The 12,197-nt window shown below is 54.2% G+C and carries 10 protein-coding genes; 5 read left to right on the forward strand and 5 right to left on the reverse strand.

Annotated elements, in window-relative coordinates:
- Positions 1 to 59 precede the first annotated feature (59 nt).
- From ilvC to gcvH, 5 genes are all read left to right on the forward strand, one after another.
- Complete coding sequence (gene ilvC / locus EDM21_RS04290; RefSeq protein WP_157333214.1) at positions 60 to 1,052, forward strand: ketol-acid reductoisomerase; 993 nt, start codon at positions 60 to 62, stop codon at positions 1,050 to 1,052.
- A gap of 82 nt (positions 1,053 to 1,134) precedes the next feature.
- Complete coding sequence (locus tag EDM21_RS04295) at positions 1,135 to 2,340, forward strand: aminotransferase-like domain-containing protein (protein WP_157333216.1); 1,206 nt, start codon at positions 1,135 to 1,137, stop codon at positions 2,338 to 2,340.
- A 344-nt stretch (positions 2,341 to 2,684) separates the two neighbouring features.
- Positions 2,685 to 3,764, forward strand: a complete 1,080-nt coding sequence (gene leuB, locus EDM21_RS04300) for a 3-isopropylmalate dehydrogenase (protein WP_068776228.1) — start codon at positions 2,685 to 2,687, stop codon at positions 3,762 to 3,764.
- A gap of 247 nt (positions 3,765 to 4,011) precedes the next feature.
- Entirely contained in the window at positions 4,012 to 4,557 is a 546-nt protein-coding gene (locus EDM21_RS04305) for a peroxiredoxin (RefSeq protein ID WP_068776229.1), read from the forward strand.
- Positions 4,558 to 4,781: 224 nt separating this feature from the next.
- Positions 4,782 to 5,168: a glycine cleavage system protein GcvH gene (gene gcvH / locus EDM21_RS04310; protein ID WP_166541818.1), complete on the forward strand. Its 387-nt coding sequence runs from the start codon at positions 4,782 to 4,784 to the stop codon at positions 5,166 to 5,168.
- Positions 5,169 to 5,243: 75 nt separating this feature from the next.
- Here the strand turns inward: gcvH and EDM21_RS04315 are convergent, their stop codons facing one another.
- The 5 genes from EDM21_RS04315 to EDM21_RS04335 all read right to left on the reverse strand — a co-directional run bounded on the left by EDM21_RS04315 (position 5,244) and on the right by EDM21_RS04335 (position 12,013).
- Positions 5,244 to 5,513, reverse strand: coding sequence for a DUF2164 domain-containing protein (locus EDM21_RS04315; protein ID WP_157333218.1), 270 nt, complete (start codon positions 5,511 to 5,513; stop codon positions 5,244 to 5,246).
- A 211-nt stretch (positions 5,514 to 5,724) separates the two neighbouring features.
- Positions 5,725 to 7,698: a glycoside hydrolase family 15 protein gene (locus tag EDM21_RS04320; RefSeq protein ID WP_157333220.1), complete on the reverse strand. Its 1,974-nt coding sequence runs from the start codon at positions 7,696 to 7,698 to the stop codon at positions 5,725 to 5,727.
- A 75-nt stretch (positions 7,699 to 7,773) separates the two neighbouring features.
- A complete protein-coding gene (locus tag EDM21_RS04325) occupies positions 7,774 to 11,097 on the reverse strand; it encodes a 1,4-alpha-glucan branching protein domain-containing protein (RefSeq protein ID WP_157333222.1) in 3,324 nt (1,107 codons plus the stop codon).
- Entirely contained in the window at positions 11,094 to 11,663 is a 570-nt protein-coding gene (locus tag EDM21_RS04330) for a DUF4912 domain-containing protein (RefSeq protein WP_157333224.1), read from the reverse strand. Before EDM21_RS04330 ends, EDM21_RS04325 begins: the two co-directional genes overlap by 4 nt.
- Positions 11,664 to 11,794: 131 nt before the next feature.
- A complete protein-coding gene (locus EDM21_RS04335; RefSeq protein WP_157333226.1) occupies positions 11,795 to 12,013 on the reverse strand; it encodes a hypothetical protein in 219 nt (72 codons plus the stop codon).
- Positions 12,014 to 12,197 lie beyond the last annotated feature (184 nt).

Here is a 12,197-nt window from a genome sequence, read left to right on the forward strand (position 1 = left end):
AAAGGCCCATTCAATGGGAATTCATACTCGGTTCATTTATTTTAAGGAGGAATTATCCAATGGCAGCAACTATGTATTATGAAAAAGACGCAGATTTCGCATCCCTTCAAGGCAAAACAATCGCAATTATCGGCTACGGTTCCCAAGGGCACGCGCAAGCACAAAACCTTCGTGACAGTGGTCTCAATGTAATTATCGGTCTTCGCCAAGGGAAGTCTTTCCAAACGGCACAAAATGACGGTTTTGAAGTTGTATCCGTTGATGAAGCAGCTTCCCGTGCAGATGTTATCCAAATCCTTATGCCGGACGAAACTCAAGCACGTGTTTACAAAGAATCAATCGAGCCTAACATGAAAAAAGGCGTGGCCCTGATGTTCTCCCACGGCTTTAACATTCATTTCGGACAAATTCAGCCTCCTGCAGATGCAGACGTATTCCTCGTGGCTCCTAAGTCCCCTGGACACATGGTTCGCCGCACGTACGTAGAAGGTTTCGGTGTTCCCGGCCTGATCGCGATTGAGCAGGATGCAACTGGCAACGCGAAGCAAATCGGACTTGCTTATGCAAAAGGTATCGGCTGTACCCGTGCGGGAGTTATCGAAACTTCGTTCAAAGAAGAAACCGAAACAGACCTGTTCGGTGAGCAAGCTGTTCTTTGCGGTGGCGCCAGCGCACTCGTTAAAGCAGGCTTTGAAACACTGGTTGAAGCAGGATATGCGCCTGAAATGGCTTACTTCGAGTGTCTGCATGAACTGAAGCTGATCGTTGACATGATGTATGAAGGCGGCCTGGCTTCGATGCGCAGCTCGATCTCCAACACAGCTGAGTACGGCGACTATGTAACAGGACCTCGCATCATCACCGAAGAAACCAAGAAGGCGATGAAAGACGTTCTGACGGATATCCAACAAGGTAAATTCGCTCGCGACTTCATCCTTGAGAACCAGTCCAACAACGCGTTCATGAACGCTACCCGTAAGAACGAAGCTGAGCATGAACTTGAGAAAGTCGGTTCCCAGCTTCGTGAACTGATGCACTGGATCAAGAATTAATACAAGCTTGATCTAATAAGCAGCACCTCACTATGCCCGATGCGGAAGTGAGGTGTTTTCTTAACACGAAAGGAGCTACATCATGAATTATCGGTTCTCTAAAACTTTGGAGGCATTCTCCTCCTCCGCGGTACGTGAAATCCTCAAGCTCACACAAGGCAGTTCCATCATTTCCTTCGCGGGCGGACTTCCGGCGGAAGAATTCTTCCCGATAGATGCGGTCAAAGAAGCATTGGCCCGTGTTATGGAGGGAGGCACGTCTGCCATGCAGTACGGGCTGACGGAAGGATACGTCCCGCTGCGCCAGAGCATCTGCAAACGGATGGCGGCCAAGGGCATGAACGTAACGCCAGACGATATGATGCTGACGACAGGCTCCCAGCAGACCATTGATCTGCTGACCCGCATTTATGTGGATGAGGGCGATGTCATTCTTGTGGAGCGTCCTACTTATCTGGCTGCCATCCAGGTATTCCAGGCGCGCGGCGCACGAATCGTTTCGGTCCAAAGTGACCGTCACGGTATGGACCTGGACGACCTGGCTGCACAAATCAGAGAGCATAAGCCAAAAATGGTCTATGTAAATCCAAACTTCTCCAACCCGGCAGGACGCGTATGGAGCCTGGAGCGCCGCCAGGGGCTTCTGGAAGCATGCCGCAGCAACGATGTGCTCATCTTGGAAGATGATCCCTACGGTGAGCTCAGATTCGGTACAACCGAAGTGCTGCCGTCTATCTTCTCCCTGGATCAGCACCCGGAAGGAAGCTGCGTGGTCTACACGAGCACTTTCTCCAAAATCGTAGCCCCTGCGCTGCGTACAGGATGGGTTATGGGCGATCGTTCCGTCATCCGTGCAATCGCCCAGGCCAAGCAGGCAGCGGATCTCCAGTCGAGTACACTCGACCAGCAGACGCTTTACCAGCTCATGGAGCACTTTGATATGGATGCGCATATCGAATTGATTTCCACGGAGTACGAGAAGCGGATGCAGTACATGGTGCAGCTGCTCCGTGAGAAGAACTGGCCCGGCGTCGTCTGGAACGATCCGCAGGGCGGCATGTTCATCTGGCTGGAACTCCCGCCGCACATCGATACGCAGGCGCTTCTGCCGACCGCTGTGCAGCACGGGGTCGCTTATGTCCCGGGTGTATCGTTCTATGCGGATCAGCCGCTGCGCAATACGATGCGCCTGAACTTCACATACTCCAGTCCGGAAGTTCTGAAGCTCGGTATGGAGCGTCTGGATGCCGTTCTGAAGCCGGTGCTTGCCGGAACGTCAAGTCTTTAATCCTCCCGTCTTCAGCGTTACTTGGTGCTGACACAAAGCCGCAACGAACCGGCCTGAATCCGCTCTTGATACGAGAGAGCGGGTTCGGGCTTTTTTTATTAACCAAGGAAAAGGCAGGGGCTTGAAGATGTCAGGCAAGATGACAAGAGGACAAGATGACAAGATGGCAGTAGGGGAATAACGGAAGAATATGCAATTCAGGCATGTTATAGGATAAACCTATGAAACTGATAGCTTTTATATCTTAGCCAGGGTTGCCCAGATATGGTACAACAGAAGGTAGAGTAGGGACCCGGTAAGTAAAGGTCCTGTCAGTTACGGACAATCCAAAGGAGTGAACGAACATGTCAGACGTAAAAAAAATCGCCGTTATCGCCGGTGACGGTATCGGACCGGAAGTAGTTGCGGAAGCGGAGAAAGTTCTTAAAAAGACCGAGGAGCTTTTCGGCCACCGTTTTGAAACGGAGCACGGGCTGTTTGGCGGTATCGCGATCGATGAGAAAGGCACGCCGCTGCCGCAGGAAACGCTGGAAATGTGTCAGCGCGCGGATGCCGTGCTGCTCGGAGCGGTGGGCGGTCCCAAGTGGGACAATAACTCGAAGGAGCTTCGCCCGGAAACCGGCCTTCTCGGAATCCGCAAAGCCCTCGGCTTGTTCTCGAATATTCGTCCGGCTGTCGTGTTCGACTGCCTGAAGGATGCATCTACGCTCAAGCCGGAAGTGCTTGACGGAACGGACTTGATCGTGGTCCGTGAGCTGACAGGCGGTATTTATTTCGGCGAGAAATTCCGCCGCGAGACGGAGAACGGCCAGGAAGCGGTAGATACTTGCGCTTACAACGTAAGCGAAATAGAGCGCATTGCCCGCCAAGCGTTCGAAATCGCACGTACGCGCAGCAAGAAGCTGGCGTCGGTAGACAAAGCCAACGTGCTGGAAACTTCCCGTCTGTGGAGAGAAACAGTGATCCGCATCTCGGCGGATTACCCGGATGTTGAGCTGGAGCACGTGCTCGTCGACAACTGCGCGATGCAGCTTCTGCGCCGTCCATCGAGCTTCGATGTCATCGTTACCGAGAACATGTTCGGCGATATTCTGAGTGACGAAGCAGCGATGCTGACCGGCTCGATCGGGATGCTGTCCTCCGCATCCCTGGGCGAAGGAAGCTTCGGTTTGTACGAGCCGGTACACGGCTCTGCGCCGGATATCGCGGGTCAAGGCATCTCGAACCCGATTGCCACGATTCTATCCGTCGCGCTGATGTTCCGTCTGACATTCGGCTATCACGAAGCGGCCGATGCGATCGAACGTGCCGTGAAGGAAGTGTTGGATGCGGGACACCGCACAGGCGACATCGCAGTCGACAAGTCCAAAGCGATCGGCACGACGGCTATGGGCGACCTGATCGTTGCGGCTATCCGTAAGTAAATTCTATCAACAGGCGTGCAGAGAGAGAATTTTGCTTTCTGTACGCCTTCTTATTTATAGAAGAAGCTGTTCGGCGGGGTAGATGCTGGGGCTGAGTATCAGGATGAAATCCCCCTTAATAACTTTACATTTAATGGGAAGTATTCATGGTAATTATCATCTAGTATAGCTTATAATATTGACTTTCATATAGGCGGATGATACCATCTTCTCGACTGGGAAACATTTGAAGGAGGAATTATTGCATATGGCAGAACGTTTGGTAGGCAAACCGGCCCCTGATTTTACTATGGAAACAGCATACGGCGACGGAACGGAATTCGGTACAGCATCCCTTTCCGATTACAAGGGAAAATGGCTCGTTCTTTTCTTCTATCCGCTTGATTTTACATTTGTATGCCCGACAGAAATTACTGCCCTGAGCGAAGCTTCTTCCGTTTTCAAAGATTTGAAAACAGAAATCCTCGGTGTATCCGTAGACAGCAAACATTCTCACCGTGCATGGATCAATACTCCACGTAACGATAACGGTCTCGGCCAACTCAATTTCCCTCTCGCAGCTGACCTGACTAAATCCGTGTCCCGCGACTATGGTGTTCTGATCGAAGAAGAAGGCGTAGCACTTCGCGGCCTCTTCATTATTGATCCAGAAGGCGAACTGAAGTATCAGGTTGTCAATCACAACGATGTAGGCCGCAGCGTGGATGAGACTCTTCGCGTCCTGCAAGCACTTCAATCCGGTGGTCTGTGCCCCATGAACTGGAAACCAGGCGACAAGAATCTGACTGTGTAATTATCCCGGTTAATTTTAACCGGATTTGTACAAGCTCCTCATGTTCCGCTTTCGGGCGGAAGCGGGGAGCTTTTATTTACTCTCCACAGCATACGAGCGGCCGGTAGTCCGAGAACTGCGTGAATTCCAGGAGACTGCCGAATCGGCTGTGCCGCAGGCGATGCAGGTCCAAACCGGTGCCGGAGCTGAGGAGGAACATCTAGGATCAAAAGGAGGCGAATGGAGTGGAGGTCCCCAAAGAACTGCTCTATACCCCGAAGCATATGTGGGTAAGGATTGAAGCGGAACGGGCCGTAATCGGGCTGACGGATTATGCCCAGCTTGAGATGGGAATGGTTGTATTTGCAGATTTGCCTCAGGAAGGCGATGAGGTCACAGCGGGTGATTATCTAGGCAGTATGGAGACGGTGACGGATGAGTCGGAACTGTTTGCTCCTATATCCGGCAAAGTGGTATCGGCGAACTGGCTCCTGAGGAAGGAGCCTCATTTTATAAACCGGTTCCCCTATGGTTCCGGCTGGCTGTTTGTGATGGAGTACAATAATCCGCAAGAGCTTGAGCTGCTGTGGACGGCGGAACGCTATGCAGAAATCTATCACGCGCAGGAGTAACAACGGGAAATAACGGAAACGCCCCGAAATGGGCAGGAGAAGCGGGAAGGGACCCTGGAGCGGGTCTGCTCCCGTTTATTTTCGTGCAGCGTTAGGAAGGGGCTTTTCCAGTGCATACAAATCCTCTTCCAGCGAAGCCATCCGTTCCATCATAGTGGCTCGCGCGTCCTTAATGCCCTCATTGTAGAAATGTGGAGAAAGCTTGGATATAACAAATTCAAGAACCCCGTCAGCTGCCAAATCCCCGATCGTTTCACCCCGCTCTTTTTCGAAAAAAAATTGAATATCGTTCCTCATCTGCTGCTTGATTTCCGTGGGAAGCGCGGATGCCCGGAATGTACGCATAACCGATTCCTCCTCTATTCCTATAATCAAATTCGTATAGCCTTCATTATTCCACAACCTTTATTCGAGGTGCAAAAAGTAAATCGTAGAATCGAACATGACAAAAGAAAAAACGTCCGCTATCTACGCGGGAATGCGCAGAATGGGGGACGTTGTACAGAAGAAGAGTGCATCTTGCGTGTTCTATCTGTATGCTGGGTTAACTGTTCGTTTAAGAGGAGGATTTCTCCAGCAGTTCTTCATACTTGTTGAGATACTTCACCACGGATAGAACGAAGGTTGCATGAGACCAGGTGAGAGGAGCTACGGATACAGGCCCGCCGTTGTGAGGGTCAAGCTGCTCCGGCAGGATGCCGCTCTCCATTTGGTGACGGACCACCCACTCCAGGGTTTGTCTCGGTGATTCGAGATCCGCAATGGTCTTGGCACATTCGATTTCCCACTCGGCTATCCAGAGTGTGCAGATAATCCACGGATTACCCGGGATCTGGTTCAGGTCGTGAGAACGCTGGAAGTAATAATCATTATAATAACGGGCTACGCCTCCTGTAGGCGTCTTGATAGAGAGTCCATTCTTGTTGGCAAGCATGGTGCGGACAACCCGGTCATCATCAGCAGGCAGGACGCCGAACTCAAAGATCCCGTAGACGGAACTCTCCAGTGTCATGTCCTTGACCCATACGCCGTCCTTCTGATACAGACCGCGGGCAAAACGCCCTTCCTGCTCATCCCACAGATGATTCAGAATGCCGTTCTTGATCTTCTCTGCCGTATGGCGGTAACGGTTGCTGCGCTCTTCGTCCCCGAACAGATTGCAGAAGTTGGAGGCGGCGATCAATCCGCCGTACACGGCCGAAGCTGTGAACGTGTAGATGCCGTACCGCTCCTCCCACAAGTCGTAGCTTGGCTTGGGCAAGCTCAGCTCCTGATCTATATAAGTGGCCATGAAACGGGCCGCTCTGCGGATCAGATCGCGGTACAGCGATTGGACCAGCTCCAGGTTGCCGTGCTGCTTGTAATCCTCCCACAGGGCAAAAAGGACAAGGGCCGTCTCATCCTCCTGAATAGGTAGCTGTTCCCCGCCGTTGTGAACATACGGATGCCAGCTGGAACCTACGGTACCATCGGGGTTGTATTTGTGATGCAGGTAGCCTTCGGGTGACATGACCCGGGCACAGAAGCGGTAGAAAGGCTCCATCATCCCCTGATGCCCCGCCTTGGACATGGAATAAGCAACGAGGGCGCCGTCACGGGGCCACATGTAGCTGTAATGGTCCCGGTTGCTATGCATGATGTCGGAATCGTTGGCGGCCACGATGGCCCCGTTGACATCCGTCTGCGTCCGCACGATCAGCATGCTGTGTTTGAACAGGCGGATCACGCCTTCATTGAGATCGGCATAAGACCGCTGGGTCTTGTTCACCCAGCGCTGCCAGTAAATCTGGACGCGGTCGAGCAGCTTGCCCGGATGGTTTTCGCGAACATATTGGTCGGAGCTCTTCACTTCCTCAAGCGAATGTCCGGCGCTCATCCAATAGTACATGGTGTGCTCGCCTTCCGGCGGTACGTGCATCCGGAACGAAATTGTGCTGTCGACTGAGCCCTGGGAGATCGGATTGCCCATCAAATGGCCGTCCTCGGCGTCCCGCCACGTTCCTTCGGCATTGTAGAACCGTTTGACCCCTGTCGTGTACTGGTAAATCCCTTCGGTTCCGGTGCTGCCGTTGAACATGAAGTATTTGTCTTTTTTATAATGGAAGACAGTGTGATTGGCCGGGTAATAGGCGGCAGTATCGCCGACTTCTGTCTCGTTAATGACGAGATCCTGATTGAAGAATATCCGGACTTCTCTAACTGTCGAGTAAGGATTGGCTACACTGATTTTCTTCAGAAAAATATCTTCCCGCTGATGCACGCCGTCTTGAATACGCAGCGAAATTCCTAGACCCGGATGAGTGGCTCTGACGTCAGTGACGAGAGAATCCTCGACATAAGCATGCTGAAACTGCCATTCGGGAGCGTCGAGCCATGCAAAAGCGCCGTCCACCCAAATGCCTACCCGGCAATGATACCCGCCGATATGATTGAGCTGCCCTACATAGGGATAGTAGAGATCCCGCATGAAGGAGTGTTCATCAAGGTTGATTAGAAATTTCCCGTTACCGACAACGAAATGTCTGGGCAAAAAATCACTTCCTTACCTGGTTACTGGTAAATCTTATTTTATTCGCCATTAGGTTACCGTTTTAGAGGCGTCAGGTCAATGTTTTTTTGTCGATTCGTGCCAATTTATGGCGTCTTGATAAATTTGCACCGTATCTTCAGCGATTTTGCCCATGAAAAAGCGTGTATGGAGCTTCCGGGAAGCTTTCTTTATGAAGCTTGCAGCAAGCTTTGCGTCTTCAAGAAGACGGCAAATCCGCTCGGACCATGCCTCTGGATGATCCGGAGGCAGTTTGAAGCCGTCTTTGCCGTCTTCGATGAGATCGGCAAGCCCGCCGGTATCGGATGCGACGATCGGTATGCCTGCCTGCATCGCTTCAAGCGCAACGATACCGAACGGCTCGTAGAGGCTCGGGATCACGCAGACACGCGTGCCTGCGAACAGGCGGGCTTTGGCGCCTTCATCGGCGAATCCGGTGAAGAGGACACGATCGCCGTAGGGCAGGGCAAGCCGGCGCAGCTCCTGGAGCATTGGGCCGGTACCGGCGATAACGAGCCGGGCTTCCGGGACGCGCTGCAAGACCCAAGGAAGCGCTCTGATCAGAAGCTGTACATTCTTCTCAGGTACGAGCCGGCCGATAAAGAGAATCTGATTGGAACCGGATACAGATTCCGGAAGGGGAAGCTCCTGGATCTCCCGCTGGCGGGAGTTCTCCTGCGGAAGGCCGTTCGGAATAACCGACAACCTGGCAGGGTCCGGTCCGAATAAAGAGCCCACTTCGCTGCGCATAGCTTCGCTGCACACGAGGATACGGTCGGAGAGGCGGGCAAGCTTACGCTCCGCGGCGTCGATACGCCGGGAGACTTCCTCGTCCAGCTTGCCGAGCTTGCGTCCGTACTCGGTTGCATGCAGCGTGGTAACAAGCGGCAGATCAAACGTCTGCCTGCAGTCCGCAGCAGCGTAATAGACCAGCCAGTCGTGGGCATGCATCAGGTCAAACTGCTGTCCTTGTTCACACAGCTGCTGAAACCGCATAATCATCGCCGTATTCATCGCAAGCACCCAGTCGAGGAAGAATGGGGGCTCGGGGCTTCCCGGTATCTGGACACGGTGGACGTGCACTCCGTTAACGGAAGCGCAGGCCGTTCCGCGGCCGCGGCTGCATGTGACGACATGAACGTCATGACCCTCTTTGGCCAGCTGGGCAGTTAAATCACCGACAGCTTTTCCCAGTCCGCCGATAATGTCAGGGGGATACTCCCAGGCAAGCACAAGGATACTCAGGGATCCCGGGCTTGCGGTAAAAGCTGCAGGGGTCATCTTCTCGGATGATCCGCTGGCGGTTAAAAAATATGGCAGGCGCGGATTCGGATGCGCAGCCCCATATAATTTCCAGTCTATATCTGGAAATAACGGGCTTTCTTTTTCCAGTCTGTCCAAATGCAGCTGATTAGCCGGCGAATCTTCATTTCTATTATCTATCATAGCCAGCAATTGATAGAAGTTATTCAAGTGGGTACGGAAACGTCTTGCCGCGTAGCCGGACATCTCGCCGGAATCTATCATAAAAGCCCAATCGCTGCTCTGCGCAAGCATAAATTCTCGGCTTGCCTGCCTCAGCACTCTTGCGGGAGAGGAATCGGGCGCACTGGTTGGCCGGGCATTTACTCGGGCCGCGGCATGGATCATCTTATCCTCCGCGGCGTGCAGCAGCGGATACATCCAGGCCGTCGCCGGGTTGAGCCATACCTGCGCGCCGCCGCCGCGTCCCCAGCTGGTTAAGGCTGGCGCGCGGCCTGCTGCAAAACGATGGCGCTGTTCATATTCGGACAGCGTTATAAAGAGCACAGGGAAAGACGGCGGGCGGACTGCGGTGTCCGGTTCGACAGGTTCCCGCCAGTTAGCTGACGGATTACGGGGAAATACCGGAAGCGGCTGCCCCATGGCTGATTGCGGCTCCTGCTCCCGGGCCGCTTCACGGAGCAGAGTCTCCAGCCATAATGGACCTTCATGCCACCAATGGCCGAATAATTCGAGATCGAATGCGCAGACGGAAACAGGCCGTGGCGGAGTGATCCGACCAGCAGGAGCGGCAGCCCCGACTGAACGGAATGCCGCAGAGTGCCCGGCGTCCCCCGGGGAACCCTCTGACGGGCGGGAGGACTCCACCGGGCGGGACCGGAGGGCAACTGCCGATTGCAGACCGGGTGCCTCCGTTGTGTGCGGAGCGGATGCGTCCGCCGCGTGCCATTCGGATATATCCGCCGAGCGCGGGCACGGGGAGAGCGCATCCGAGAGGCCCGGGCCGGACGCATCAGCGGAGCGCGAGCCGTGCACACCGGCCGGATGCGCCCGCCGCTGCGCTGCGCGCCTGCGGGATGCGAGGAACTCTCTCGCATGCTGCGCAGCCCGCTCAGCGGCGCGGGCGGGCTCGTACGGGGCCTTCTCCCCGGCCCCGTCAAGCTTCTCTCCGCGCTGTGCAGCGGAGAAAGTGATGCGACAGTACTTGTAGCCTGTCGCAATTCTCGTGCCATCCGGCAGCAGATAGGGCCGGATGTACGCTGCCTCGGCCGGATCGTCCCGGCCGAGTTCATACCCGATATCGCGGTAATATTCGCGATAATCGGGGTGGCCCGGGTAGCCGGATTCCCGGCTCCATACTTGAGCGGAAGCGGCTGCGTCCCGGGTGAAGACCCGGAGACCTCCCGGACTGATGTACGGGACGGCAGGACCGGGCGATTCGCTGCCGGAAGGCTGGCCGCCGCCGGGCTGCCGGGCATCCAGTACTGTGAAGCGCAGGCCAAGCTCGTGCAGCAGAGGCTCCAGCCCGGGGGAATACCCGCATTCGGGCAGCCAGATCCCCGCCGGAGCAAACCCGAAATGCCGCCGGAACTCCGCAGCGGCGGTGTGGAGCTGAACACGGGCAGCTTCCGGGTTTCTGATCAGCGGCAGGAAGCAGTGCGTTGCGGCGCTTGGAATCAGCTCAATCAAGCCTTTTGAGGCGAAATATTTAAGTCTGGCGATTACGCTGCCTTTGATGCGCTTAAAGACACCCAGCATACGCTCATACTGTGCTGCATATCCGCCCGCCGCTTCCGCAAGAACATGATCGTCAGCCAGGCGACGGACTTCCTGTCGTCCCAGCTCGATTTTTTTAACCAATTGCTCTCGGGTCCGTCTCTGCATCCGGGGGTTCTCCCACATGGCAAGCAGGGTAGGACTCACAGAGAGGGTGAGCGGCGTGCGAATGTGCTCTTTATCCAACCGCTCCATAAGATCCAAGAATGGCAGATAGACATCGGCCATAGCTTCATAGAACCAATTCTCTTCCAGCGTCAAAGCTTCTTCGGGATTATACACGAACGGAAGATGAGCGTGCAGGACAAGAGCGGTATAGACGGGTTGTATATGGGGGCTCAAGGAAGTTCTCCCTCCTGTTTGGGCTGCGGATAGATCGTGTAAGTAGAGTACAGGTGGTAATTGGCAGGCAGGAGGGGTTCCTTAACTACATCCGCCTCTGCACTTACTCGGATTGCCGCGGCTCCACCCGTTACATATCCCGTACGGACACTTGCGGAGTGGAGCAGAGGAACGAATCGCTGTTCATTTCCGTTAAAACCAAGCTCAGCCGTCCATAAAGCGTTACAGCTGCAGACTTCAATGAAAGTGGAGTGTTGAGAACGATCGGCCGGTATTTGAGCGTGCCACACGTACTGCACATCGCGGTTCTCAGCTCCGGCAATCGTCCCGTTATCCGGCTCCATCCTTAAACGGATCGCCAGATGGGATACCGCCTTGCCGTCTCCGTAGTTATTAAGCATAGCAAGGAATCTGTCCGACACCATCCAGTATAAAAAAAGCACCGTCGGCTGCTGCACCATCACATGTACATCTCCAAACGGTTCAGGCATAAACGGGCGGGGATACATGTAATTCCGCAGGACGCCTAACCTCTCTTCCGCTGTCCGGCTGCTGCCGATCCTCATAATGATGCATCCATTGTAGCACAGCGTGCAGCAGGACTCTAACAATCGTCCGCGTTCAGGCGGGCATCTGGGATGAGAGGCCTCAATTGGCGGAATAAACAGAATACATGTATACGGGCGCAAGCCGTACCTTAAGTAGTCGTAGAGGGCTGCGGTATCCGCTTGGGATCCGTTAGATGAATCAGCATGTCGTAGCGGTTGGAAGCATCCACAATGGCTTGAAGATCATCCAGATCGAAACCCGAATAGCATTCCACTTTCCCCGTATGATAGTAGACGGATATTTCCCCGGTCTGTCCGTCATACTTCGCGAAGGCAATTTGGCGGGAAATAATAGGGATGATGATCATCGTATGTCCCTCCGATCTATGGTTTGGCGGAGGACTTCAGACGGCGCAAGCGCGCTATGCCGAAGTTCCGTTCCTTCTATATTTATGTGTGCGAAGGGATCGTTAGAAGGCGGCCGGGCAAACCTCAGCCACGGGGAAAATCGGTTTAATTAGCCCGGCTAAACAGGCCTATATTGCTAAAGGT

The organism is Paenibacillus lutrae, from assembly GCF_009757775.1.
GTDB lineage: Bacteria > Bacillota > Bacilli > Paenibacillales > NBRC-103111 > Paenibacillus_F > Paenibacillus_F lutrae.

What these genes read in the sequence shown, in the direction of transcription:
- ilvC (WP_157333214.1), top strand. Translation starts at nt 60, where the DNA reads ATGGCAGCAACTATGTATTATGAAAAAGACGCAGATTTCGCATCCCTT.
- EDM21_RS04295 (WP_157333216.1), top strand. Translation starts at nt 1,135, where the DNA reads ATGAATTATCGGTTCTCTAAAACTTTGGAGGCATTCTCCTCCTCCGCG.
- leuB (WP_068776228.1), top strand. Translation starts at nt 2,685, where the DNA reads ATGTCAGACGTAAAAAAAATCGCCGTTATCGCCGGTGACGGTATCGGA.
- EDM21_RS04305 (WP_068776229.1), top strand. Translation starts at nt 4,012, where the DNA reads ATGGCAGAACGTTTGGTAGGCAAACCGGCCCCTGATTTTACTATGGAA.
- EDM21_RS04315 (WP_157333218.1), bottom strand. Translation starts at nt 5,513, where the DNA reads ATGCGTACATTCCGGGCATCCGCGCTTCCCACGGAAATCAAGCAGCAG.
- EDM21_RS04330 (WP_157333224.1), bottom strand. Translation starts at nt 11,663, where the DNA reads ATGAGGATCGGCAGCAGCCGGACAGCGGAAGAGAGGTTAGGCGTCCTG.
- EDM21_RS04335 (WP_157333226.1), bottom strand. Translation starts at nt 12,013, where the DNA reads ATGATCATCATCCCTATTATTTCCCGCCAAATTGCCTTCGCGAAGTAT.